Source organism: Mammaliicoccus sp. L-M44 (genome assembly GCF_022386355.1).
Lineage (GTDB): Bacteria > Bacillota > Bacilli > Staphylococcales > Staphylococcaceae > Mammaliicoccus > Mammaliicoccus sciuri_A.
The window spans coordinates 77592-101464 of sequence record NZ_JAJNIU010000007.1 but is presented as its reverse complement, the minus strand read 5'-3'; the positions used below and the strand labels follow the sequence as shown (position 1 = coordinate 101464).

The 23873-nt window shown below is 32.2% G+C and carries 26 protein-coding genes; 8 read left to right on the top strand and 18 right to left on the bottom strand.

Annotated features, from left to right (window positions below; genetic code table 11):
* Positions 1 to 76 precede the first annotated feature (76 nt).
* The 10 genes from LQ611_RS05775 to LQ611_RS05730 all read right to left on the bottom strand — a co-directional run bounded on the left by LQ611_RS05775 (position 77) and on the right by LQ611_RS05730 (position 9664).
* Complete coding sequence (locus LQ611_RS05775; RefSeq protein ID WP_107572608.1) at positions 77 to 961, bottom strand: LysM peptidoglycan-binding domain-containing protein; 885 nt, start codon at positions 959 to 961, stop codon at positions 77 to 79.
* 319 nt (positions 962 to 1280) lie between these two features.
* Positions 1281 to 1601 (bottom strand): cytochrome c551, encoded by a 321-nt coding sequence (gene cccB / locus LQ611_RS05770; protein WP_025904526.1) that lies wholly within the window; start codon positions 1599 to 1601, stop codon positions 1281 to 1283.
* A 143-nt stretch (positions 1602 to 1744) separates the two neighbouring features.
* A protein-coding gene (gene prfB, locus LQ611_RS05765) for a peptide chain release factor 2 (RefSeq protein ID WP_107565259.1) occupies positions 1745 to 2855 on the bottom strand; the annotation gives its coding sequence in 2 pieces (ribosomal slippage) (positions 1745 to 2782 and positions 2784 to 2855; 1110 coding nt in all).
* Positions 2856 to 2867: 12 nt separating this feature from the next.
* Complete coding sequence (gene secA, locus LQ611_RS05760) at positions 2868 to 5399, bottom strand: preprotein translocase subunit SecA (RefSeq protein WP_107572607.1); 2532 nt, start codon at positions 5397 to 5399, stop codon at positions 2868 to 2870.
* Between the two features lie 166 nt (positions 5400 to 5565).
* The gene (gene hpf / locus LQ611_RS05755; protein WP_037588746.1) at positions 5566 to 6138 is read right to left on the bottom strand and encodes a ribosome hibernation-promoting factor, HPF/YfiA family; all 573 of its coding nucleotides are present in this window, start codon (positions 6136 to 6138) and stop codon (positions 5566 to 5568) included.
* Between the two features lie 48 nt (positions 6139 to 6186).
* Positions 6187 to 6642, bottom strand: coding sequence for a ComF family protein (locus LQ611_RS05750; protein ID WP_239709446.1), 456 nt, complete (start codon positions 6640 to 6642; stop codon positions 6187 to 6189).
* 224 nt (positions 6643 to 6866) lie between these two features.
* Entirely contained in the window at positions 6867 to 7691 is an 825-nt protein-coding gene (locus LQ611_RS05745) for a helicase-related protein (protein ID WP_107572605.1), read from the bottom strand.
* Between the two features lie 9 nt (positions 7692 to 7700).
* Positions 7701 to 8153 carry a hypothetical protein gene (locus LQ611_RS05740; protein WP_239709444.1) on the bottom strand — a complete coding sequence of 151 codons (453 nt, stop codon included), beginning with the start codon at positions 8151 to 8153 and terminating at the stop codon, positions 7701 to 7703.
* 55 nt (positions 8154 to 8208) lie between these two features.
* On the bottom strand, positions 8209 to 9075 hold the full coding sequence (gene fakB1 / locus LQ611_RS05735; RefSeq protein WP_107565262.1) for a fatty acid kinase binding subunit FakB1: 867 nt from the start codon (positions 9073 to 9075) through the stop codon (positions 8209 to 8211).
* Positions 9076 to 9148: 73 nt separating this feature from the next.
* A complete protein-coding gene (locus LQ611_RS05730; protein ID WP_107565263.1) occupies positions 9149 to 9664 on the bottom strand; it encodes a hypothetical protein in 516 nt (171 codons plus the stop codon).
* 80 nt (positions 9665 to 9744) lie between these two features.
* On the opposite strand from LQ611_RS05730, the gene LQ611_RS05725 reads away from it, so the two are divergent.
* Positions 9745 to 10395: a YigZ family protein gene (locus LQ611_RS05725; RefSeq protein ID WP_025904518.1), complete on the top strand. Its 651-nt coding sequence runs from the start codon at positions 9745 to 9747 to the stop codon at positions 10393 to 10395.
* 6 nt (positions 10396 to 10401) lie between these two features.
* Here the strand turns inward: LQ611_RS05725 and LQ611_RS05720 are convergent, their stop codons facing one another.
* Positions 10402 to 11457, bottom strand: coding sequence for a glycosyltransferase family 4 protein (locus LQ611_RS05720; protein ID WP_025905431.1), 1056 nt, complete (start codon positions 11455 to 11457; stop codon positions 10402 to 10404).
* A gap of 256 nt (positions 11458 to 11713) precedes the next feature.
* On the opposite strand from LQ611_RS05720, the gene gdpS reads away from it, so the two are divergent.
* The 4 genes from gdpS to pepT all read left to right on the top strand — a co-directional run bounded on the left by gdpS (position 11714) and on the right by pepT (position 15391).
* Entirely contained in the window at positions 11714 to 12784 is a 1071-nt protein-coding gene (gdpS, locus tag LQ611_RS05715) for a GGDEF domain-containing protein GdpS (RefSeq protein ID WP_037588737.1), read from the top strand.
* A 98-nt stretch (positions 12785 to 12882) separates the two neighbouring features.
* Complete coding sequence (locus LQ611_RS05710) at positions 12883 to 13650, top strand: threonine/serine exporter family protein (protein ID WP_107565265.1); 768 nt, start codon at positions 12883 to 12885, stop codon at positions 13648 to 13650.
* 13 nt (positions 13651 to 13663) lie between these two features.
* Positions 13664 to 14128 (top strand): threonine/serine exporter family protein, encoded by a 465-nt coding sequence (locus tag LQ611_RS05705; protein WP_025905428.1) that lies wholly within the window; start codon positions 13664 to 13666, stop codon positions 14126 to 14128.
* Positions 14129 to 14164: 36 nt separating this feature from the next.
* Positions 14165 to 15391 (top strand): peptidase T, encoded by a 1227-nt coding sequence (gene pepT, locus LQ611_RS05700; protein ID WP_025905427.1) that lies wholly within the window; start codon positions 14165 to 14167, stop codon positions 15389 to 15391.
* 49 nt (positions 15392 to 15440) lie between these two features.
* Here pepT and LQ611_RS05695 read toward each other — a convergent pair whose 3' ends face one another.
* Positions 15441 to 16562, bottom strand: coding sequence for a glycerate kinase (locus LQ611_RS05695; RefSeq protein ID WP_107572603.1), 1122 nt, complete (start codon positions 16560 to 16562; stop codon positions 15441 to 15443).
* 101 nt (positions 16563 to 16663) lie between these two features.
* A complete protein-coding gene (gene ytxJ, locus LQ611_RS05690; protein ID WP_025905425.1) occupies positions 16664 to 16984 on the bottom strand; it encodes a bacillithiol system redox-active protein YtxJ in 321 nt (106 codons plus the stop codon).
* A 185-nt stretch (positions 16985 to 17169) separates the two neighbouring features.
* Between ytxJ and LQ611_RS05685 the strand changes: the two genes are divergently transcribed.
* Positions 17170 to 17403 (top strand): hypothetical protein, encoded by a 234-nt coding sequence (locus LQ611_RS05685; RefSeq protein WP_025905424.1) that lies wholly within the window; start codon positions 17170 to 17172, stop codon positions 17401 to 17403.
* Positions 17404 to 17446: 43 nt separating this feature from the next.
* Here the strand turns inward: LQ611_RS05685 and LQ611_RS05680 are convergent, their stop codons facing one another.
* Entirely contained in the window at positions 17447 to 18334 is an 888-nt protein-coding gene (locus LQ611_RS05680) for an EMYY motif lipoprotein (protein ID WP_103361492.1), read from the bottom strand.
* A 96-nt stretch (positions 18335 to 18430) separates the two neighbouring features.
* On the opposite strand from LQ611_RS05680, the gene LQ611_RS05675 reads away from it, so the two are divergent.
* The gene (locus LQ611_RS05675; protein ID WP_107596544.1) at positions 18431 to 18952 is read left to right on the top strand and encodes a GrpB family protein; all 522 of its coding nucleotides are present in this window, start codon (positions 18431 to 18433) and stop codon (positions 18950 to 18952) included.
* Between the two features lie 69 nt (positions 18953 to 19021).
* Entirely contained in the window at positions 19022 to 19939 is a 918-nt protein-coding gene (gene murB, locus LQ611_RS05670; RefSeq protein WP_025905421.1) for a UDP-N-acetylmuramate dehydrogenase, read from the top strand.
* A 44-nt stretch (positions 19940 to 19983) separates the two neighbouring features.
* On the opposite strand, the gene LQ611_RS05665 is transcribed toward murB, so the two are convergent.
* The 4 genes from LQ611_RS05665 to LQ611_RS05650 all read right to left on the bottom strand — a co-directional run bounded on the left by LQ611_RS05665 (position 19984) and on the right by LQ611_RS05650 (position 23847).
* Positions 19984 to 21021, bottom strand: coding sequence for a ferrated catecholamine ABC transporter substrate-binding lipoprotein SstD (locus LQ611_RS05665; protein WP_025905420.1), 1038 nt, complete (start codon positions 21019 to 21021; stop codon positions 19984 to 19986).
* A 102-nt stretch (positions 21022 to 21123) separates the two neighbouring features.
* Positions 21124 to 21924: an iron ABC transporter ATP-binding protein gene (locus LQ611_RS05660; RefSeq protein WP_119493800.1), complete on the bottom strand. Its 801-nt coding sequence runs from the start codon at positions 21922 to 21924 to the stop codon at positions 21124 to 21126.
* Positions 21921 to 22886, bottom strand: a complete 966-nt coding sequence (locus LQ611_RS05655) for an iron chelate uptake ABC transporter family permease subunit (RefSeq protein WP_103362205.1) — start codon at positions 22884 to 22886, stop codon at positions 21921 to 21923. The genes LQ611_RS05660 and LQ611_RS05655 overlap by 4 nt, the downstream gene beginning before the upstream one ends.
* Positions 22876 to 23847 (bottom strand): ABC transporter permease, encoded by a 972-nt coding sequence (locus LQ611_RS05650; protein ID WP_025905417.1) that lies wholly within the window; start codon positions 23845 to 23847, stop codon positions 22876 to 22878. Before LQ611_RS05650 ends, LQ611_RS05655 begins: the two co-directional genes overlap by 11 nt.
* Positions 23848 to 23873: the final 26 nt, after the last annotated feature.

Here is a 23873-nt window from a genome sequence, read left to right as displayed (position 1 = left end):
ATGATAAAAAAAAGCAAATAGTTAAAATTCTTAAACTGAATTAACTACTTGCTTATTTATTAAATTACTATAAAAACTAATGAATATAATTATATGAACCAGCTGCTGATGCTGAAATTGTACGTGAAGATACAACGCCAACACCTTGATAGTTCATTTCAGAAACTTGAATTGAACCATCAGCATTCACTTTATCTACATAAGCTACATGTCCATATCCACCAGCAGTTGATTGTAAAATTGAACCAGCTGATGGTCTGTTGTTTACTGTGTAACCAGCTTGAGCTGCTGCATTAGCCCAGTTGTTAGCATTACCCCAAGTATTACCTAGATCTGGACGTTTACTAAATGCATAGTAAGTACATTGTCCAGAAGTGTATAAGTTACTTCCACCACCAGAATTTGGTCGGCTGTATGAAACTGGTTCTGTATATTGTGTTGATTGGCTGTAGTTAAATGTCGGTGCAACATAAGCTACTGAATCTTCACTATTGTATACATTACCATATGATGTTTGTTCAAATACGTATCTTAATAATGAATCTTCTTGAGCAGGAGATTCAGGTGCACTAACTGTCAAACTAGTAGGTTCAGCAGTTGGTTCTGAAGTTTCTGCTGCAACTTTTAATTCATCACCTACTAAAATTAAATCTGAAGATAAATTGTTCCATTCTTTTAAGTCTGATACATTAACATCAAATTTTTCAGCTATTTTGTTAAGTGTATCTCCCTCTTGAATTGTATAGATGTTATCTTCTAATACTTTTAATGTTTGTCCTTCTTTAACGTCTACGTCGATATTATTTAATGATTTAATTTCAGATACTGATGTGCCATATTCTTCTGCAATATTCTCTAATGATTGTCCTTCTTTAACTTTAATATCAGCTGCATAAGCAGATGAACTTGCTAAACTTGTTAAAGCTGTAACAGATGCTAATGTAATGAAAGTCTTCTTCATGATGAAATATCCTCCCGAAGTGTATGTATTTACGTTTATATTTTAAATTTATATGATGTTTCTCAATTAATACTGGAAATAATATAGCACAATATCTATCGCAATATTGTATTGTTACAAATCTGTAATATAAACGTTAACATTCTATAATTTTATAGATAAAAATGTTACTAAAGACTGTCATGTAGACATTTTAAAAGAGATGTTAATTATTTACACACAATTAACATCGTCTTTTTTATTTATCAATATTCAATTAAATTACATATGTTTTCCAACGTTAAAATTTCCAATTTATATACAAATTGAATATAAATGATTATTTTTGTTTAGCTAGCCATTTAGCAACTTCTTTTGCTTCTTTCTCATCTACAACTTGACTCGGCATATTCCCCTTACCTTCGTTGATAATTTTTTCAATATCTGACTCAGACATTTTGGCACCGACTTTTTTAAGTGATGGTCCAGATGCACCATCTAAATCTTTACCATGACATCCTACGCAAGAATTGTTTTTAAAGATTTTTTCCCCTTGTGAACTGTATTCTTCTTTGCTGCTATCATCGCTTGATTGTCCACATCCTGCAAATACTAACGATGATAATGCTATTACAGAAATCATGCCCATTTTGATTTTCATGTATAACACTCCATTCATTTTATTATCAACTATATTTTACCATGTAAACCAGCGTCTGACATCATTTTGTTCAATAATTCACAATTTTAATTATCATAAAAGAAGCTAGGATATTTAAAATCATCCTAGCTTCTTGCTTTAAATTATTTTTCATTAATTTGACTTCTTAAATATGCATCGATAAATGGATCTAAGTCCCCATCCATAACTGCGTTTGTATTACCTGTTTCTTCATTAGTTCTATGATCTTTAACCATAGCATATGGATGAAATACGTATGAACGTATTTGACTACCCCATCCAATTTCTTTTTGTTCGCCTCTAATTTCATCTAGAGCTGCTGCTTGTTCTTCAAGTTCTTTTTGGTAGAGTTTCGCTTTTAACATTTTCATAGCTTGTTCTCTGTTTTTAATTTGTGATCTTTCATTTTGACATGTTACGACGATACCAGTTGGTTGGTGTGTAATACGAACAGCTGAATCAGTCGTGTTGACGTGCTGTCCACCTGCACCAGATGCTCTATAAGTATCGACTGTAATGTCTTCAGAATTAACTTCTATTTCTATTTTTTCATTATTAAATTCAGGTGTTACATCACAAGATACAAATGATGTATGACGTCTTCCTGATGAATCGAATGGAGAAATACGCACTAATCTGTGGACACCTTTTTCAGCTTTTAAATATCCATATGCATTATGACCTTTGATAAGAATTGTGACACTTTTAATGCCCGCTTCATCTCCAGCTTGATAATCTAACGTTTCCACTTTGAATCCTTTTTGTTCTGCAAAACGTTGATACATTCTAAGTAGCATTGAACCCCAATCTTGAGATTCTGTACCACCTGCACCTGGATGCAATTCTAATATTGCGTTATTTTCATCATGTTCACCATTAAGTAGAAGTTTCAATTCAAATTGATCGATGTCTGTTTGTAACGCTTTTAAATCTTGCTCAAGCATTTCATGCATATCTTCATCATATTCTTCTTGTAAAAGTTCAACAGTTGTAAGTAAATCTTCAATCTGTTGATTTAATGTATGAAAATCACCGACTACAGACTTTAATACATTGTTTTTGTTAATGATGTCTTGTGCTTTATTCTGATCGTCCCAGAATGATGGATCAACCATCATTTCTTCGTATTCTTGAATGTTCGTCTCTTTATTTTCTAAGTCAAAGAGACCCCCTGATATTCATTAATTTTTCATTATTTTTATTTAATGTTTGTCTAATTTCCGTTAATTCCATAAAATTACTCCTTTATGCTTGACCATGACAGTTTTTATATTTCTTACCACTACCACATGGACATGGATCGTTTCGGCCAACTTGTTCATCTTTGACGATAGGTTTTGGTTTAACTTTTTCTTTACCATCGTTCGCACTCACATGTTTAGCTTCACCTATTTCAACTTGTTCACGTTCAACTTGTTCACCACGGTCAATTGTTGATTTAAGAATGTATTTACTTACTTCATCTTCTATTTCATTCAACATTGTTTCAAATAAATCCAAACCTTCATTTTGGTACTCTCTTAGTGGATTGATTTGACCATAAGATCTTAAGTGGATACCTGTACGTAATTGATCCATTGTATCAATGTGATCAGTCCATTTACGGTCTATTGTTCTTAACACAATCATACGTTCAAATTCAGACATTTGATCACCAAAGTCTTCTTGTTGAGCTTTGTATTGTGTTTTAATTTTTTCTAATACAATTTCTACGATATCTTCATAATCTCTACCGCGAATATCGTCAACTTTAATTGCACCTTGTGGTACATATGAGTCTTCAATATATTGAACGAGTGCTTCAAAATCAATTTCTTCTTCATTTGTTGCGAAGTGATAGTTCACGCCACGCTCTAATGATGATTTAATCATATCTTTAACAATGTCTTGTACATCGTCTTTTTCAATAATATCATTACGCTCACCGTAAATGATTTCACGTTGTTTTCTTAGTACATCATCGTATTCTAATAAACGTTTACGTGCATCGAAGTTATTACCTTCAACTCGTTTTTGAGCAGATTCTACTGCTCTAGAAACCATTTTAGACTCAATTGGCGTATCATCATTCATACCTAATTTACCCATTAAAGATTGCATACGTTCTGATCCGAAACGAACCATCAATTCATCTTGTAATGATAAGTAGAATCTACTTCGACCAACGTCACCTTGACGACCTGAACGTCCTCTTAATTGGTCATCGATACGTCTTGATTCATGACGTTCTGTACCAATTACAGCTAAACCTCCAAGTTCAACAACGCCTTCTCCAAGTTTAATATCCGTACCACGACCTGCCATGTTAGTTGCAATGGTTACTGCACCTTTTTGACCTGCATTTAAAATAATTTCCGCTTCACGTTCGTGGTTTTTCGCGTTTAATACGTTATGTCTAACGCCTTTTTTCTTTAATAGTTGTGAAATATATTCACTTGTTTCAACCGCAACTGTACCTAATAAAACTGGTTGACCTTTCTTATGAAGCTCGATTACATCTTTAACAACTGCATCAAACTTACCTTTTTGAGATGCAAAAATTAAATCCGCTTCGTCTATACGTTGTATCGGTCTATTGGTTGGAATTTGCGTAACAGTCATATTATAAATATTTCTGAACTCTTCTTCTTCCGTCTTAGCTGTACCTGTCATACCTGATAATTTGTTGTACATTCTAAAGAAGTTTTGGAACGTAATAGATGCCATTGTTTTAGATTCATTTTGAATCTCTAGACCTTCTTTTGCTTCAATTGCTTGATGCAATCCGTCAGAGAATCTTCGACCTGGCATTGTACGACCTGTAAATTGGTCGACAATCATAATTTCGCCATCTTCAACAACATAATCTTTATCTTTAAACATTGTTCTATTTGCTTTTAATGCAATATTAATATGATGCATTAAGTTAACATGTTTCACGTCAAACAAGTTATCAATTTTGAACATGCGTTCAGCTTTATCAATACCTTGTTCTGTTAATGTGATGGCTTTAGTTTTTTCATCATAACTAAAATCATCTTCACCTTTAAGCATTTTTACAAATACGTTAGCTTGTGTATATAACGTTGTTGATTTTTCTGCTTCACCTGAAATGATTAGTGGTGTTCTCGCTTCATCAATTAAAATTGAGTCAACCTCATCAATGATGGCAAAGTTAAGAGGTCTCATAACACGGTCTTTTTTATACGTAACCATGTTGTCTCTTAAATAATCGAATCCAAGTTCATTATTTGTACTATACGTGATATCTGCTGCATATGCTTCACGCTTTTGATCCGTATCCATTGAATTCAAATTAAGTCCAACTGATAAACCTAAGAAATTATATAATTGCGCCATTTCTTCACTTTGTGAACTTGATAAATATTCATTGACTGTAACAACATGAACGCCTCTACCTGTTAGCGCATTTAAATAAACTGGCATTGTTGCTGTTAATGTTTTACCTTCACCAGTTTTCATTTCTGAAATATCACCACGATGAATGGCAATACCACCCATTATTTGTACTTTAAATGGTGTCATATTAAATACCCTAGTAGATGCTTCTCTTACGATTGCATATGCTTCAGGTAGTATTTTATCTAAATATTTTTCTTGCTTTTTATAATCTTCTATTTCTGACAATTCTTTTTTGAATTGTTCTGTCTTCTCTCTTAATTGAGCGTCTGTTAATTTAGCAATTTCATCTTCTAAATTGATGACTTGATCTGCTAATTTTCCGAGTGATTTAACAACTCGTTTGTTACCATCAGCTATTTTTGATAAAAAACCCATTTTGTTCTCTCCTTCAACTAGAAAACTAGTAATCTTACAACAATATATCATATCACGTTTATATCTCTTTTTACACTATTTAAGATTACCACCTCTGTAGATTAAAAGCTATCAATACCCAAAGAAACTGGTGCAGAAATTCTGCACCAGTTCGTGTGAATGATTTTTATTGTATTGAAGTTTCAATTAATCCATATTTACCATCTTTACGTTTATAAACGATGCTTGTTTCATCTGTTTCTGCATCAGTAAAGATGTAAAAATCATGTCCTAGTAAGTTCATTTGTAATACTGCTTCTTCAGAATCCATTGGTTTCAAAGCAAATTGCTTAGAACGAATGATTTCAATTTCATTATCGCTATCATTCTCTTCAACTTCTTCAGGTGCAGCTGAATCTGGACTTACTGCAAAGACATCTTTATCTCGCCCTTTATCGCGATACTTTCTATTAACCTTAGTTTTGTACTTACGTACTTGTCTTTCGAGTTTGTTAGTTATTAAGTCGATTCCAGCATATAAATCTTCATGTCTTTCTTCAGCTCTTAAAGTAACATCTTTCAACGGAATAGTTACTTCAATTTTACTTCTAGAATCCTGATAAGTTTTGATTTTAACGTGGGCTATCGCCTCTGGGACATTAGTAAAATATCTTTCTAGTTTACTTACTTTGTCCTCAATATAATTTCTTATCGGATCAGTCACTGTGATGTTTTCACCATGAATTTCAAATCTGATCATAAAACACCGACTCCTTTAACGCTCAATTTCTCTTGTGTTTCTTCCTACCTATATTTTATCATTATTTACCGCTCTTGCAAATGTTAAGGCATCTATTTTTCTGATTTTTCTAATAAATAAAAGTTCCGCTAAGCGATGCATGGTTAACCCTGTTGTATAAATATCATCTACGAGTAATATTCTCTTATTTTCAAAGTCTATGTCCTTATTTATTTTAAATGGATTATGTTGAGATGACCTTTCTAATTTAGTTAATTCTGATTGCTTTTGCCTTTCTTCAGTTTCATAAATCTGTATATATTTAATTTTTTGATTATCCAATACCGTTGTTACATGATCGAATGTTCGCTGCTCTAACTTATTAGGATGAATAGGTGCCGGAATAACATAATCATAATGTTTAAATAATTTCGGTGGTAATTGAAATACTTGATTGAGTGCAACATCCCCATTTAACTTATATTGTTGTATGAGCGCTTTGACAAGACCATCATAGTCATACAAGGTATATAGTTGATTAATTAATGGATATTTATTTGAAAGTCACTGACAATCTAAGCAATCCTCCTCTTCTTCAGACATTATTTTTAAGCATTTTTCGCATCGTCTTGCTTCATGATTAAATGTTAATTGATTGGCACATTGCTCACATGTTGTAGATTGCCTTGAAAAAAGATTTAACAAATCGATCACTTCATTGATATGATTTTGACAAATTATGCACTTATTCAAATTAACCATCCTTTCTCTCGTGCTAAATCATTCATTTCAATAATTTCACGCTTCGCCTGTATCATATTTCGTGTGATACCTTCGTGATAACACAACACCTTGCCACTCGGACAAGATAATTTTCGACCAACACGACCTGCAATTTGAATGATGGCACTACTTGTAAACTTTTCTGTGTGCACGATGACGACATCTAGTTTTTCTAACGTAACGCCTCTTTCTAATATTGTCGTCGTAAACATAATGTCTATTTCATCATTTCTTAAACGCGTAACCTTTTCATGCCTCATCTCATCATGACTGGATACATATTCAATTTTTGAAAAGTAGCATTGAAATACTTTAAATATTTGTTCCATATAATGAATATTATGAAAGAAGACAAATGTCTTTCTATTTTGTTCTATTTGGGATTTAAGAAACGCAAGTAACTTCTGATTGAGTTTATTTTCTTTAATGTTATTAAATTGAAATTCCGGAATCGGTAATGGATGTTTGTGATATCTTGCGGGGAGTTTAATTATTTGATTGTGATTAAATATAGAAAGAAGTTGCTTGTTAGGTGTAGCAGTTAAATAAATATGACTAGATTGTTCTAAAGAAGCTTTTCGAATGGTATGCATCAGTTGATTATCCATTTCTAACGGAAATGCATCTACCTCATCAACGATGACCACATTAAAATGTCCGTCATAGCGTATAAGTTGATGGACAGTCGATACGACAAACGAACTGTTAAACTGAGCGAATTGTCCTTCATACATTAAATCAATGTGCTCATCTTTAAATGCGTTTATCAGCCTTAAATAAACTTCTTTCACGACATCTACTCATGGTGATACAACTGCAACATTCATACCGTTTTTTCGGGCTTGCGATATACCTTCAAATATCATTTCTGTCTTATCTGCACCTGTCACAGCATGGAGTAATAAATGATCTTGCTTTAAAATAGCGTCTTTAATTTTAGAGGATGCGAGTTGTTGCTGTTTACTTAATTCAAAATCCAATTGATAACGACATTCTGATTTTTCTTGCAAACTCTCAATGAAATAAATGTCTTTACAACTTTGAACTTTACCAAGTGCAATACAATATCTGCAATAGGTTGTAATTTGCTTGCAATGGTGGCAAAAATATTGATAAAACAATGTTTGATCTTTGTTTCCACACTGATTACAAATATATTTACCTTGAACTAAAGACACGCCAGGTTTAGTATATTTAACTTTTTCAGTCGTTATATCATTTAAATCTCGGCATATACGTCCGTATAATTTCATACTAACCTCCATAAAAAAAGCACAAAAAGCCTGGGCTTTTTGTGATGTAGTTATATTATATACTTAAATCTAATTCGGTCGTTGTGAATCCTAAACCTAATGAACCTTCTCCTAAATGCGTCCCAATTACTGGTCCAAAATAACTCATTATAATTTGTGCATCAGGGAATTGTTCTTCAACTTGCGCTTTCCAAGAAAGTGCTGTCTCTTTATCATTTCCTTCAATAATAACAATAGATAAGTTTTTATAACCTTCAACTTCTTTAGCTAATTGTTCTTCAATACGTTTCATTGCTCTTTTCTTTGTTCTCACTCTATCGTAAGGGACAATTTTTGTATCAACGAAGTGTAACAATGGTTTCACTTGTAACATCGTGCCAACTAATGCTTGTGCACTATTTAAGCGGCCACCTTTTTTCAAGTTATTTAAATCATCTACTATAAAATATGCATTAGTTGTTTGTTTCATAGTCTCTAATTGTTCTAGAATATTATCAATAACTGTCATACCTTGTTCGATAAGTTGAGCTGCTTTTAAAGCATAGAAACCTTGTACTGAACAAGAGATTTCAGAATCAAATGCATGTACGTTTATACCTTCTACCATATCGTTTAACGTCACAGCTGTTTGATATGTACCACTTATGCCACTTGATAAGTGAACTGCAATCACATCTGTATATCCTTCGTCTCTCAAACTCTCAAGTAATTCCACATATTGACCCATAGCTGGTTGAGATGTTGTCGGTAATTGTTTTTCATTTCTCATTCTTTTATAGAAATCTTCTGTACTTATCTCTGACAATTCTTTATAAACTTCATCATTAAATATAACATTTAGCGCCATTGTTCTAATATTATATTTATCTATATATGCTTGATCTAAATATGCTGTTGAATCTGTTATAACAGCAATCTTCATAAAATTATCCTCCTTGATTCTCTTCCATACTCATCATATCTAATTCTTGGTTATTTGAAAAGAAGTTTATGAACTAAATTGCTGCCTGTGCCATTTTAGAAAATTTATATGTGCCGTCCTTTTTAACAAGCGTCACAACTTCGTTAAATGTTTTTTTCTCATCTTTACTTCCATTCTTAGGATGAGCTGTTGTTTCCACATTATAGAATACAACCACTTGATCTTTTTTCTGTTCTAAAAACTTAATATTGGATATTTTTTTATCGAATTTATAACTTTTAAGTGTATCTTTCAACACTTTTTCTTCCTCTTTAACGTCTAGTTGTTTTGAATCTGTGTCGATTGTTTTAATGTAAGCTTCTACATCACCATCATTTAAAGATTTTCTATTTTTTTCAATAGCTTCTTTGACTGCTTTTTCAGTATCTTTATTTACTTGAATCGCATCTTTCGGATTTCCTTTGTCATCTAATAGGACACCTTGACTATCATCCGCTTCGTCAGTCGTTTGTTTCTCCTCTTCTTTGGATCCACAAGCTGCTAACACGATAGACAACACTAAGCACAACATCAATAATTTATTCTTCAATTCATACAATCCTTTCCCGACTAATTTCAATAGTATATAATAATCGTAACAGATTACGATGTAAAGGGAGAAGTATTAACATGGCAGAAGGACTAATTACAATCAAATCAGCACATGAAACTGAAATTGTCATTAATAAATCGAGATTTATCGCGAGCATTCATCCTGCAGAAACTGAAGAAGAAGCGAAAGCATTCATACAACAAAAGAAAAAAGAACATCATGATGCAACACATAATTGTTCTAGCTATGTTATCGGTCCTACAATGCTTATCCAAAAAGCAAATGATGATGGTGAACCATCAGGAACAGCAGGCGTGCCTATGTTAGAAGTATTAAAAAAACAACAACTCCATAATGTTGTTGTTGTCGTTACAAGATATTTTGGTGGTATTAAATTAGGCGCAGGTGGATTAATACGTGCATATGGAAGTGCAGTCAGCCAAGTTATTAAAGAAGTCGGCAGAATTATTTTATTAGATGCAATACCATTCGAAGTAACATTAGACTATGATCAAACAGGACGCTTCGAGCATGAGTTACAACAAACTGATTATCAACTTGTAGATACTGCATATACAGACAAAGTAACATACACCATACATGTAATAGCATCAGAAGAAGAACCATTTATTGATTTCCTAAACGAAGTCAACCAAGGTAAGTACGAATTAAACAGACAAGATATCATCGCACTACCATTTCCATATAATAAAGAAGAAGAACGCTAATCGACATTAGCGTTCTTTTTTATACTTTGTTCTTGTTAATAAGTTTAATATTGGTCTGTAATTTGCATTTACGAGTCCTGTAAATTCTACTATTAATTCTATTGTTATTAATATCATTATAAACATCATTAATACGCCGTATGGTGGTGATAAATAAAGGATGACACTTGATATGCTGAATAAGATGGCAATCATATAAATTAATATGACGGTTTGCCTATGTGTATAGCCTAAATCTAATAATCTATGGTGTAAATGCGATTTATCTGCCTGAACGATAGATTGACGATTATGTAGTCTACGTATTACTGCAAATAACATATCGATAAATGGTACTGCTAGTATAACCATTGGGAAGAATAGCGATATTAATGTAATGTTCTTAAAACCTAATAGTGATAACACACCGATTATATAACCTAATAGTAATGCCCCACTGTCACCTAAGAAAATTTTAGCAGGATGTGAGTTAAATACTAAGAATCCTAATAATGATCCTATTAACACACTACATATCATCATAATAAAGATGTTCTGCTGTAATATTGCGATAAATCCTATTGTTACTAAAGCGATACATGATATGCCTGAAGCTAAGCCATCTAAACCGTCTATTAAGTTGATTGCATTCATTACTGCAACAACCCAGAAGATTGTCATTGGAATACTAAAGATTCCAAATTCAATTACTACACCAAATGGTAATGTAATAAAATCTAATGTGACGTGGTTAAAAACGACGATTAAAGATACAGCAATTTGACCTGCTAATTTAACAAGTGGTTTCATATCATACAAATCATCTACTAATCCTATAATATAGATAACAATCGCACCTAATATAATAGGAATTGTTTCATGTTCTACTGGTTTCCCCCACCATAAACCGATGAGAAAAGATATTAAAATGACTGAGCCACCTAATACTGATACGGGTTTAGTATGAACTTTTCTAACATTTGGCATATCAACAGCACCAATTTTAATAGAAAGAACGATAACTAAAGGTGTTAGTATTAAACTTACAATCATAGTTAGTAATATTAGTTGTAAAGTAAACATTGAGTCACCTTCATTTTGTAGTTGCACCGAATTTGATTAAAACATTACTTCTAGAATATCAAAATTTCATTCTACATGCTATAAAAACAATAGTATACCACATTTTTGAAATCAAATATTTTTACGTATAAACTAACTTTATAAGCAAACATGTGAAAAAAGAAACTTTTTTAACAAAATAACCTGTTATATCGTGACAAAAGCAATCTAATAGATTACAATATCATATGGCTTACTAAATGAAGGATGGTGTTAAATGATACAAGCAATTATATTCAATATATCTGTAACTATTGCAGCATTTTATCTATACCATCGAATACAATATAGCGAAACGAGAACTGTGACTTTTTCACAAAATTATATCACCATCTTAATGACTGGTGTTTCAATATTATTAATATCTAATCCTATACAGTATCATGACTATGCATTCTCTTTAAGTTTTATACCTATTCTCTTCTTAGGAAGATTTACTAATTTATTTTATTCTGTTTTAAGTGCCGTAGTTATTGTACTATTTGACATATTTGTAATGGGTACACCTTTTTTAGAAGATATCCATTTACTGATTATTGCAATTGTTGTTGGGATGATAGGTCCTTTTCTTAAACAAAGTGATTTCGTGAGTATTCAATTATTGTATTTAATCAGCATTATGATTATTGCGATAACACTTATCTTTTTAAATCCTGATGCATGGCTCAATGAATGGTTGTTTCTTGTGCCAGTTTCCTTTATCCTAAGTATTATTAGTGCAAGTGTTTATAGAGACATTTGGATCTTGAAAAATTTAATTTCAAGATATGAAAATGAAGAATCCGTTGATTACTTAACAGGTTTAGGAAATGTTAAAGAGTTCGATCGCTATTTAAATAAGACGACTGAACAAATAACTGAACAAGACCAATCTATGGCATTATTATTGATTGATATTGATGGATTTAAAGACGTGAACGATGCATATTCTCATAAGGCTGGAGACGCGGTCTTAAAACAAATGTCGCAATTGTTAATCAACTATTTACCTAAAGATGTTAAAGCTTTTCGTAACGGCGGAGAAGAATTTTCAATTATTCTTGTTGGCGAAACATTAGATAGTGCTATTAAATTAGCGGAAAGCATTAGAGATAGCGTTCAACAATCTACTTTCCACTTACCTAACAAAGAAACAATTAAACTATCTGTTTCAATTGGTGTAGGCTATTTAAGTGAGCAAGATAACAAATCGAAACGTCGCGTATTTAAAGATGCGGATGATATGTTACATGAAGCCAAATTACAAGGTCAAAACAAAGTAATGTTCAATCCAATTATTAAGTTATAAACTGAACATAGAATTGCCTCTAGCAATTCTATGTTTTTTGTTGAATTGTTTTTAATTTGATTATTTACATAAAATTCAATACGAAACTGGAGGTTACTATGGAAGAGATACAAGACTTCACGATTATAGATGAAAATAAAATCATTGATGTTGTCATGACTGCCGGTCGCATACTTTTAGAAAGTGGCGCAGAAACATATCGAGTTGAAGATACAATGGCAAGAATCGCTACAAGTTATGGTTTAGAAAATACACATAGCTTTGTAACATCTACCGCGATTATATTCTCGCTTAATGACAGAACAAACACACGTCTGATTAGAATAGATGAACGTACGACCGATTTAGAGAAAATTTCTTTAACGAATCAAATATCACGTAAGATAGCTAACAATGAACTCACGATTGATGAAGCTAAATCAGAGCTGATCCATTTACATCATGCTTCATTACAATTTCCATTTTGGTTAAAAGTATTAGCTGCAGCGATAGCATCAGCCTGTTTCTTACCTATGTTTGGTGGTAAACAAGCTGAAGTCATCCCTTCATTGATTGCAGGTGGTGTTGGATATTTAACGATGTCCCTCGTCCATAATACGATTAGAATTAAATTCTTCACAGAATTTATTAGTTCATTAATTATTGCTACAATCGCAACCATTAGTGTGAATTTCTTTATTGGCGTGAATTTAAGCTTAATTACAATCGCGTCTGTTATGCCACTTGTACCAGGTGTCTTGATTACAAATGCAATCAGAGACTTAATGGCAGGACAGTTGCTTGCAGGTATATCTAAAGGTGTAGAAGCGGCACTTACGGCATTTGCTATTGGTGCTGGTGTTGCAATCGTATTACTACTTAGTTAAGGAGGTGCTTTAAATGCTAGATTATATATATCAAATTTTGTTAAGTTTTACCGCAACGTTATTTTTCTCTGTCATTTTTAATGCACCTAAGAGACTATTAATAGCATGTGGTATTGTTGGTGCGATGGGCTGGATGATTTATACCATTTCGTTAGACTTTGGCATCGATAAAGTACAAGCATCATTCTATGGTAGCTTTGCCTTAGCGTTAATGAGTCATATTATGAGTCGCTATTACAAGCGTCCAATGATTATCTTTATAGTTGCCGGTATTATCCCTCTCGTTCCAGGAGGCTTAGCGTATGATGCAACTAAAAACTTAGTAATCAACAATTATGATGTTGCCATTAATACAACACTACAAGCGACGCTTATTTCTGGTGCGATCGCGTTTGGTATTTTATGCTCTGAAATCATTTTTCAAATCTATGTCAGAGCAAAACATTCTTTTGCTTCTAAGAAACAAAAAAGCGTATAATAAATAACGTAAATAGATGTAAAGGGAGCGAGCAATTTGAAACAACGTCTAATTGATCGATTAACAAGATATGTAAAAGTAGATACACAAGCTGATGCAGCAAGTGAAAGTACACCATCTACTGAAAAGCAATGGGATTTAATCCGTATGCTCGAAGAAGAAATTAAAGCATTAAATCTTGAAGTTGACGTAGACGATAAAGGGTATTTAATGGCCACTTTACCGTCAAATACAGAAAAGGATGTACCTACTATAGGGTTATTGGCACATATTGATACGTCTCCAGATTACCATGCATCAAATGTTAATCCTGTTATTGTAGAGCAATATAACGGAGAAGATATTACACTCGGTAATACTGATAAAGTATTAAGCGCGAAGACTTTCCCACAACTTGAAAAAGTGATTGGTCATACATTAATGACAACAGACGGTACAACTTTACTAGGCGCTGATGATAAAGCTGGTGTCGTTGAGATTATGGAAGCGATCATTTACTTATTAGAACATCCTGAAATCAAACACGGCAAGATTAGATTCAGCTTTACACCAGATGAAGAAATTGGTAGAGGTCCACATCATTTTGATGTTGAACGATTTAACGCTGATTTTGCTTATACTTTAGATGGTAGTTTAGAAGGCGAATTACAATACGAAAGCTTTAATGCCGCTTCTGCAGTCGTTGAAGTTAACGGTGTAAACGTACATCCAGGTTCTGCTAAAGATGTAATGGTTAATGCTAATACTTTAGCAATGGCATTTAATGACCAATTGCCTAGTGATGAAGTACCTGAACATACTGAAGGCTATGAGGGCTTCTATCACTTATCTGACATGTCAGGTACTGTTGAGAAAGCAACGCTACAATATATTATTCGCGATCATGATAAAGCACAGTTCGAACGTAGAAAAAATCATTTATTAGATATCGCAAAAGTATTAAATCATAAATATGATCAAGAATTGATTACTGTAACAATCAAAGATCAGTATTACAATATGGGTGAAAAAATCAAACCACAACCTGAACTTGTAAACATACCTGAGAAAGTTATTAAATCATTAGGTATGACACCTATTATTGAACCTATTAGAGGTGGTACAGACGGTTCACAACTCTCATTCATGGGATTACCAACACCTAATTTATTTACAGGTGGCGCAAACTTCCACGGACCATTTGAGTATGCTTCTATTGATGTTATGGAAAAAGCAGTCCATACGATAGTCGGTATCGTATCAGAATTTGAACAACAGTCTTAAAACAATATATAAGAGCCTGAGACAATTACAGTGTCTCAGGCTCTTATTTTTATATATTAGCTTTTAATAATCTTAGCGATTGTGTTGTTAAATGTCTTAAAGCTATACCTAATTCTAAATCACTCATTGAATATTGATCTTTATTAAATACTTTATACATTGCTGTTACATCTTGTTCTAAGTATTGATCAAACTTTTCATCTGTTGCGCATATCGCAATATTGACTTTTTGATATTTGTTACAAAGTTCAGCAATTCTAACAGATGTCGTTTCTAACAATTGTTGATTAGGTTTCAATCCTTCACCGAATACGATTAAGTCAGCTTGTTCAATCAACTTATCTAAATAAGTAAGCTCATTTACGACATCTCCACCTGTAACAAGTTGCGCGTCCCATAGACTATTAAACAAGGCAGCTAAGCCACTTCCTGCACCACCGCGTTCTTCTTTACCTAATAAGATTTTATGTTGGTTCTTAAATAATTCACTTATATACCATAAAGCATTATCAATTGAGACAGCATCTTCAATAGCAATTTGATTGATTGCTTGCTCTTTCATGATGCGACTATTCTTACCATAATACTTCGATTCAAAGTCTGTTATGACTTTGATATTTTTATCTTTTAACCTTTTATCTAAATCATATAAATCAATTGTTCTTATATATTTAATCCATTTAGCACCTTTGCTAACATCTATAAAACTACCTTCAGCATCAAAGAATTTAGCACCTAATGCTTGTAACATACCAAGTCCACCATCGTAACTTGCGACATCACCGACTGAAATTAGCATCTCTTTGCTGTCTTCATTCAGCGCTTCTAAAATCACTTCTCCTAGTCCAAATGATGAAGTTTCAAGTGGTTTAATAATATCCTCACTTGAAGTTAAGACTTTACCCGCTTCTATAACGATAATATCTTTCTCTGTTACAACATATGAAGACGACTTTGGTCTCATATAAGCGTCATGATGATCCACTGAATATTTAGTGCCAGATTGCCATAATAATACTGAATCTATAACTTCTCTTTGACCATTAAATAATGGGACTTGTACTATATCTGCTTCATTAAATTGAGACTTTATTGCTTCTTCGACAAATCGATTTGCATGGTAACTAGATAAAATACTATCAAACTCATCCATCGCAACTAATACTCTCATAATTTTCACCTCATGCTTTTTATCTTAATTCATTATACTGTTTTTTACTTCAATTAACAAAAAAACAAACAGTCCAATCAGACTGTTTGCATATGTTTCACTTACTCTTCTGCTTTCGATAAACTTGCGACTGTGATATTTTCATGATCTGCATCCCATTCAGCATTACCATTAACAAAGTAAAATGCTTGTGGGGATTCATGTTTGATTCCAGTTTTATCAGCTATATAATCAGACAATTCTCTTTCTTCTTGAACAATTAAGTAATAACCATCCATATCTCTTTCATATAAGAATTTGTTAAATTGATCATATGCACTTGCTGAAATAGGACAAGTACTGCTATGTTTCATAACAAATACGTTTGGATTATCATTGAGTACTTTTTCAAATTGATCGATGGAAGTTAATTTCACGACCATTTTAATTCACCTCTATCATAATTTAACCAATACAATTGAACACTATATCATTTATCCATTTATATGGCAAATTCTATTTTTAATAATTATCTTTATTATCTTTATTATCTTTACCCGTAATCTATAATATTAACCACAAGACAATTTTGGTATACTTGTTAATATATATTAAGGAGGTGCGAAATTTGTCCAAAAATACTTCACCCGTACTTATTAAAAGATGGGGTATGATTGATACGATCAATGCATGTTTACTTATTATTTCTGTCTTATTTTTATTTGATTTTAAAAACCAACCTGCATTATCGTATATTCTTGTAATAGCATTTTCTATATGGTTCATTTCACTTATAGGTAAAAATATATATTTATCAAAGCGCAACAAAGACAAACCTAAAGATCCAATTGATAAGCAATAAAATAAAACACACCGATTACATAAAACAATGTTTTTGGTGTGTTTTACTTATCTAATCTTTCTATCGCTTTGTTGTACTTTTCATCTTTACCTAAGTAACTAAATTGAGAACTTACGCCATTTTGTACTTGAACTTTTTGAAGTTTATCTTCAATAAGAATGCCTTTTTTACGTTCTTTATAGTAATTAATTAAAGTATAGTACACTTCAATTTGAGCTTGTCTCATTTGATTAACACGTTTAGATGAAATATTCGTTTGATTTAGCGATTTAATGTTTTTAGAAAATAGCGGGATAATATCTTTCTCAATATAGTCCGCTCTATCTTGCACATTTTGAGTATCATTTAAATATTTAGCTTTCGTACTTAATTCTTCACTATTCTTATCAATAACAGAAACAAGTGCATCATAATCTTCTTTATCTTCAGGATTATTTTTAGCTAATTTAGCATTTTTCTCTGCATCTGATTTATTCTGTTCAAATACATCTGTATAATCTAATATTTTCTCATTAGATTGGATGGATTGTTTAAATAATGAAATATACTCATTTAATTCTTCTAACGTTTTTTCTTTCTTTGCTATATTACTCATGTAAATATTATGAGCATCTTGAACCTCATTTGTGCTTACATTTATATTATGAGCTTGTTTACTAAGATCTTTAACTTCAGGTATAATTTGCTTTTCGAGTTTATCTTGAAGTTCATTCAATTCTTTACGTTTTTCAACTGTTACTTCCGTACCAATAAGTTGATCTAACTGATTTAATCTTAATTTATCTATATCTTTCAGAATTGAATTCTCTTTTTTATAAATAGGTTTCATTTCCCTTTTATACTTTTGAAGATCTGAATGTAATTCGTTACCACAAGCTGCAATAATTAAAACAAGAACAAATATCATTAAATAAAATAATTTAATTTTCATCATTGCACCCCTGTTTCACTTGTATTATACATAATTTCATGGATAATGAAAATGTTATATAGTATATTCATGCATGGATTTTAGAAAGGAGCTATTATGCTTAAACTTCCACAACCCTTTATTCAACTACAATCATCAGATGATTTTAAACTAAATTTTGAAAGTATTCAACAATTATTAATACATTTACTTGATACGCCAGTGATAGATGTATTCCATATCGGTGGTACGAAACAAACACAATATGTTACAGAACCTATCGTAGATGTACTTGTTACAGTTAAGTCTCTTCACGATATTACAAGCCTTGACGAAAAAAGACTCAATTATCACCGCATATATCGATTACATAATGGTTACAATAAAAAAGTCATGATGGCTCAATTCCAAGACATGATAAGCTTGAAGCAAACAGCACGTTTACATATTGTTGAACAAAACAATCAAATGTTATATGATTATTTAACTGTAGAGTCACTTTTAACAAATAATACAGATGTCATACAAACATTTGAATCATTTAAGAAAGCTGCTTTACTTGAAGCAAATAGTATAAAAGATTACGAAGCTCAAAAACAAAAATGGTTTCAACAACTTGTTCAAAAACATAAAAAATAACCCATTCGCTTAAGATGATAAATCTTGATATAATAATGTGAGAGCATAATACAGAAAGGACGTCGTGCGTTGGAGAATCATACAATTTTGGAGGAGCTTTCTAAATTTCTCCCAAAATCCCTTATAAAAGTAAATGAGCCACTTAAAAAATATACTTTCACAAAAACTGGTGGCAATGCAGATTTCTACTTATCACCTACTTCTTATACAGAAGTACAAAAGATAATAGAATTTGCTTATAACAATCAAATTCCACTTACATTTTTGGGGAATGGTTCTAATATTATCATCCGTGATGGTGGTATAAGAGGAATTGTTATAAGCTTATTACAATTCGATCAAATAACGGTGAAAAATCAATCTATTACATGTGGAAGCGGTGCAGCAATTATTGATGTTTCAAGACGTGCTAGAGATCACCATTTAACTGGTTTAGAATTTGCCTGTGGTATACCTGGATCTGTCGGTGGCGCAGTATATATGAACGCTGGTGCATATGGCGGTGAAGTCAAAGATTGTATCGACCATATTAAAGCAGTCGATGATACTGGTCAGTTGCATATCATTAAAGGTGAAGACTTAGAATTGGACTATCGTACAAGTATTGTTCAACGTAAACACCTAGTCGTACTAGAAGCAACTTTTAAATTGCAAGATGGTGACATTCATTCCATTCAAGCGACTATGGATGATCTAACACAACGTCGTGAAGATAAACAGCCTTTAGAATACCCTTCATGCGGAAGCGTGTTCCAAAGACCACCAAACCACTTTGCTGGTAAACTTATTCAAGACGCTGAATTACAAGGCCATAGAATAGGTGGTGTAGAAGTTTCTACCAAACATGCTGGATTTATCGTTAATGTTGATAACGGAACTGCTACAGACTATGAGAACATCATTAAACACGTTCAAAAAGTCGTTAAAGAAAAATTTGGTGTAGAACTTAAAAGAGAAGTTCGAATCATCGGAGAACCTTTAGAATAAATAAAAAAGCATGGGACATCGCGTCCCATGCTTTTCTTATGTTATTATTCTAAACCTTTAATAACTTCGTCTACTTGTTTTTCAGTTGTTCTTACGCCACCTGAAGCTAAGTACCATAATTGTGCATCTACGTTAACAACTTTATTGTTCTTAACTGCATCTACATCTTTAATTACGTCGTTTGATAATGCTTTCTTAGCAGTTGATTTACCACCGATTGCTTGACCTCTGTCCATAGCATAGATGATTCCAGGGTTTTTCTCAGTGATATATTCATAACTTACTGGTTGTCCGTGACCGCTTGCTTTAATATCTTTATCTACTGGTGTAACACCTAATACATCAAAGATTAAGCTACCAAATCTAGCTCCTGGACCGTATGTAGATAATTCACCTTCGTTAACTAATAAGTACATTGCTTTGTCGTCTGATTTTTTAGCTTTATCTTTAGCAGATTTTACTTTTTTATCTAAATCAGCATTTAATTCTTTTGCTTTGCTTTCTTTGTCGAAGATTTTACCTAAGTTAGTTGTGTTTTCTTCTACTGATTCTAAGTAATTGCTATCATCTGCACCAACATATAAACGTGCTGCATCTGGTGCTGCTTTTTTCAATTCATCTTGTACTTCAGTTCCAGCTGTACGACCAGAGAATAAGATTAAGTCTGGTTGAATTTCTGCAACTTTATCGTAGTTTACTTCTTTAACTGAACCTGTGTTTACAATGTCGTCACCTTTGAATGCATCTAAGAATTTTGGTAATGATGCGCCACCTTCACCTTTAGGTACACCTTTAACTGCATCTTTAGCACCTAAAGCTTCAACTGTATCTAAAGCACCGTAGTCTAATACTACAACTTTTTTAGGATTAACAGGTACTTTAACTTTGTCTTCTATAGTTTTTGAATCACTGCCATCTTTCTTTTCACCACGAATTTGATATTTCGATTGGATTTCTACTGTTTTAGACTCACTCTTCGTATCACCTTTTGATGATTTTTCTTTACTACTTGAATTACTTCCACATGCTACAAGTACAACTGATAATACTGCAATTAAAATAAAACTGAAAACTTTTTTCATTATCAATGTCTCTCCTTCAAATATTATGATAAATTATGTGTCCAAAACCCTATTGCCCAACAAACTACGAACATCACTCCTTTCAATGTTGTATCAATTTTGCTACATAGCTAATGTTTTAATTTCTTCTTCTTCGATGTATTCATCATCAAAATAGACACAAATACGTTGACCATTAATTTCTTGAATTTTAATTTCTAAGTCATAAATGTCACGTAATACATCTTCACAAATAACATCGTTTTTAATACCAGCGATTTCAACTTTACCTTCTTTGATCGCGATAATTCTATCTGAATAGCATGAAGCAAAATTAATATCATGTATAACAATTACGATTGTCTTGTTCATTTCTTTCACAAGTCTTCTTAAGATTTTCATAATCTGTACAGAATGTTTCATATCTAGATTGTTTAATGGTTCATCTAATAGAATGTATTCTGTATCTTGAGCTATCGTCATCGCGATATAAGCTCTTTGTCTTTGACCGCCTGATAGTTCACTTAAGTATTTATCTTGAATTTCAGTGAGTCCTAAATAATCTAGCGCTTTATCAATCATAGCTTGATCTTCTTTTTTTAATTTACCTTTTGAATATGGAAATCTTCCGAAACTCACAAGTTGTCTTACTGAAATCTTAAGTTCTGTATGATTAGCTTGTTTTAAAATTGCTAGTTTCTTAGCAAGTTCATTACTTTTCATTGAAGCGATATCTTGATCGTCTATCGTAATTTTACCGTTATCTTTATCAATTAAGCGGCTGACCATAGCCAAGACCGTACTTTTACCTGCACCGTTTGGACCTATGAATGATGTGATTTTCCCTTTTTCAATTTCTATATCTACTTCATCAACAACTTTATGCTGATGATAAGCTTTTGTTAATCTTTCGACTTTAATCATGCTACATTACGCTCCTTTAAAATTAAGAATATAAAGTAAATGCCACCTATAAAGTTAATCATGATGCTAATTTCTGTATTACCTTCAAACACGTGCTCCACGACCCATTGACCTAAAAATAAGCTTATCCAACTGATGAGTATTGAAGCCGGTAATATGTATTTATGATCGAATTCTTTGATGAATTCATGTGCTAAATTCACGACTAGTAGACCTAAAAATGTAATGGGTCCAACAAGGGCTGTTGAAATTGTAACAAGTAGTGCAACCATAACCATCAACCATCTCGTCACATTTGTATAATTAACACCAAGGTTAATGGCTTGATCTCTTCCTAATGACAATACATCTAAGTAGTTCTTTATCTTAAAAGCAATGAATATCATAATTAATAAAACAATGCCTGATATCGTAAGTAAACCTTCATTTATTGCACTAAAGCTCGCGAACATTGCACTTTGTATTGATAAGAATTCTTCAGGATCTATCATCATTTCAATAAAACTAGAGAAACTAGAGAAGAATGTTCCAAAAACAATACCTAATAGTAATATGAAGAATACATTTTGATCTTTAGACCTAAACAATATTTGGAATAAGAATAAACTAAATAGAATCATACCTACCAATGTAATTAAAAAGTTAAGATGATTATTCAGTACGACTGTCGATGTGGAACCAAATAAAAATATTAAAGACGTTTTAATAAACATATAGACTGCATCTAAACCAATAATGGAAGGTGTTAAAATTCTATTATTCGTGATTGTTTGGAAAATAACCGTCGAAACTGCAATACTGCCACCTACTAATAACATTGCGATAACTTTTCTAACTCGTCCGGTTAATTGATACTCCAATATATTAGGATTAATGTTATAAAGTAAATAAAGTGCTGCAATTAATAGCGTTAACACAGATAAAAGGATTAATTTATGTATGGGGGTTAATTTATTGAGCATTTCTTGAACGTCCTTTCATCAGCAATACTATAAATATGAAACTACCAATCACACCTATTGTTAAACCAATTGTAATTTCATAAGGGAATATAATTAATCTTCCTATGACATCACAAATCATCACAAACAATGCACCAAATACTGCTGTATGTGGCAATGCATTTTTCAAATGATCTCCTCTGAATATTGAAACTAAGTTAGGAATAATTAATCCTAAGAATGGCATCATACCAACTGTTACAACAACAAGTGCTGTAATAATTGATGCAATGATAAGTCCAATATTGACAACTTTTTGATAATTAAGTCCTAAATTCACACTGAAATCTTTACCCATACCAGCAATCGTAAATTGATTCGCAAATATAAACGCTAAAATCAATAACGGAATACTAATATAGAGAATTTCATATCTACCGCTTGTAATAATTGAGAAATTACCTTGCATAAAATTACCAATACTTTGTACAGCATTTGTACGTAATGCAACAAAAGAAGAAAAACTCGACACAATGTTTCCGAGCATGATACCAACTAAAGGTATAAAAATAACATCTTTAAATTGAATTCTACGGAGAATTTGCATAAATAGCATTGTTCCAAATAAGCTTAATAATGTAGCAAATAATAATTTAAGTAGTATATTGGCTTCTGGAAACGCGATAAGAGAAATTAATATACCTAATCTCGCCCAATCCATTGTCCCTGCAGTTGTTGGAGAAACGAATTTATTTCTTGTTAACTGTTGCATAATCAGTCCACAAATAGCTAATGAACTCCCTGAAATAATAATACTGACTGTTCTCGGAATTCTACTCGACACTAAAATGTTCTTCTGTTCGTCAGTTAAATTTAATATATGTAAAGGTTTTACTTCTGAAACACCTATAAAAATAGAGAAGAACGTTGCAATTACTAATAATATGATTAAAACATCTAAACGCATTAAAAACTTTCCCATGTCACACCCTACTTCTCTTTAGTTGA

What these genes read in the sequence shown, in the direction of transcription:
- LQ611_RS05775 (WP_107572608.1), bottom strand. Translation starts at nt 961, where the DNA reads ATGAAGAAGACTTTCATTACATTAGCATCTGTTACAGCTTTAACAAGT.
- cccB (WP_025904526.1), bottom strand. Translation starts at nt 1,601, where the DNA reads ATGAAAATCAAAATGGGCATGATTTCTGTAATAGCATTATCATCGTTA.
- secA (WP_107572607.1), bottom strand. Translation starts at nt 5,399, where the DNA reads ATGGGTTTTTTATCAAAAATAGCTGATGGTAACAAACGAGTTGTTAAA.
- hpf (WP_037588746.1), bottom strand. Translation starts at nt 6,138, where the DNA reads ATGATCAGATTTGAAATTCATGGTGAAAACATCACAGTGACTGATCCG.
- LQ611_RS05740 (WP_239709444.1), bottom strand. Translation starts at nt 8,153, where the DNA reads ATGAAATTATACGGACGTATATGCCGAGATTTAAATGATATAACGACT.
- fakB1 (WP_107565262.1), bottom strand. Translation starts at nt 9,075, where the DNA reads ATGAAGATTGCTGTTATAACAGATTCAACAGCATATTTAGATCAAGCA.
- LQ611_RS05725 (WP_025904518.1), top strand. Translation starts at nt 9,745, where the DNA reads ATGGCAGAAGGACTAATTACAATCAAATCAGCACATGAAACTGAAATT.
- LQ611_RS05720 (WP_025905431.1), bottom strand. Translation starts at nt 11,457, where the DNA reads ATGTTTACTTTACAACTAATATTACTAACTATGATTGTAAGTTTAATA.
- gdpS (WP_037588737.1), top strand. Translation starts at nt 11,714, where the DNA reads ATGATACAAGCAATTATATTCAATATATCTGTAACTATTGCAGCATTT.
- LQ611_RS05710 (WP_107565265.1), top strand. Translation starts at nt 12,883, where the DNA reads ATGGAAGAGATACAAGACTTCACGATTATAGATGAAAATAAAATCATT.
- LQ611_RS05705 (WP_025905428.1), top strand. Translation starts at nt 13,664, where the DNA reads ATGCTAGATTATATATATCAAATTTTGTTAAGTTTTACCGCAACGTTA.
- LQ611_RS05695 (WP_107572603.1), bottom strand. Translation starts at nt 16,562, where the DNA reads ATGAGAGTATTAGTTGCGATGGATGAGTTTGATAGTATTTTATCTAGT.
- ytxJ (WP_025905425.1), bottom strand. Translation starts at nt 16,984, where the DNA reads ATGGTCGTGAAATTAACTTCCATCGATCAATTTGAAAAAGTACTCAAT.
- LQ611_RS05680 (WP_103361492.1), bottom strand. Translation starts at nt 18,334, where the DNA reads ATGAAAATTAAATTATTTTATTTAATGATATTTGTTCTTGTTTTAATT.
- LQ611_RS05675 (WP_107596544.1), top strand. Translation starts at nt 18,431, where the DNA reads ATGCTTAAACTTCCACAACCCTTTATTCAACTACAATCATCAGATGAT.
- LQ611_RS05665 (WP_025905420.1), bottom strand. Translation starts at nt 21,021, where the DNA reads ATGAAAAAAGTTTTCAGTTTTATTTTAATTGCAGTATTATCAGTTGTA.
- LQ611_RS05660 (WP_119493800.1), bottom strand. Translation starts at nt 21,924, where the DNA reads ATGATTAAAGTCGAAAGATTAACAAAAGCTTATCATCAGCATAAAGTT.
- LQ611_RS05655 (WP_103362205.1), bottom strand. Translation starts at nt 22,886, where the DNA reads ATGCTCAATAAATTAACCCCCATACATAAATTAATCCTTTTATCTGTG.
- LQ611_RS05650 (WP_025905417.1), bottom strand. Translation starts at nt 23,847, where the DNA reads ATGGGAAAGTTTTTAATGCGTTTAGATGTTTTAATCATATTATTAGTA.